The sequence below is a fragment of the Streptomyces sp. SID9727 genome (assembly GCF_010550605.1).
In the GTDB taxonomy this organism is placed as follows: Bacteria; Actinomycetota; Actinomycetes; order Streptomycetales; family Streptomycetaceae; genus Streptomyces.
On record NZ_JAAGNI010000377.1, the window covers coordinates 1 to 975 of the forward strand.

Sequence of the window (975 nt, forward strand, 5' to 3'; positions counted from 1 at the left end):
GCGGGCCCGCCGCCCTCGACAGCCCGCCCGACCTCCCCTACGCGCTGCTGCCCGTCTGCGCGGCGGCGCTCGCCTTCAGCGCCGTGCTCGCCGCCCTCGACGGCTCGATCCTGCTCGTCGCGGAACAGCTGCCCGCCCGGCGCGCCTGGCGCGGGCTCCTGCCGCGCTCGCTCGCCCCGCACCTGGTGCACGGCCTCGCCGGGCTGATGATGGCCGTCCTCTGGAACAGCTCGTACGGGCCGCTCGCCGCGCTCTTCGTGCTGCTGCCCATGTACATCTCCTGCTGGGTCTACGCCCAGTACCACCGCGAGCACGCCGCGCACCGGGCCACCATCCGGGCGCTCGTCCAGGCCGTCGACATCAAGGACACCTACACCCGCGGCCACAGCGAGCGCGTCGGCCGCGCCTCCGTCCTCATCGCGCACGAACTGGGCCTGGACCGGGAGCGCGTCGAGGTCCTCCGGTTCGCCGGCATCCTCCACGACGTCGGCAAGCTGGGCGTCCCGACCCGCGTCCTGCGCAAGGACGGCCCGCTCACCCCCGAGGAGCGGCGCGTGATCGAGCTCCACCCGGAGTACGGGCACGAGATCGTCCGGGGCATCGGCTTCCTCGGCGAGGCCAGGGCCGCGATCCTGCACCACCACGAACGCCTCGACGGCAGCGGCTATCCGTACGGGCTCTCCGGCCGGGGCATCCCCGAGTGCGCCCGCATCGTCGCGGTCGCCGACGCCTTCGACGCCATGACCTCGACCCGCTCCTACCGGCGGGGGAGGCCGGTGCCGGCCGCCGTGGAGGAGCTGAAGCGGTGCGCGGGCACGCAGTTCGACCCGCAGATGGTGCGGGCCCTGGCCCGCGGCCTGGAGCGGTACGGCTGGTCCGGGGCCGTCACGGCGGACGACGCGCGGCTGCCGCCGGCCCGCGAGGAGGCCGCCGGGCCCGTCCCCGCACCGCTGAGCCCACGGCCGGACGGCGCCG

General features: G+C 75.9%; 1 protein-coding gene. It reads left to right on the forward strand.

Annotated features, from left to right (window positions below):
- Positions 1–975 (forward strand): HD-GYP domain-containing protein (locus tag G3I41_RS26340; protein ID WP_164402860.1); only part of this gene is annotated, 975 nt, incomplete at both ends.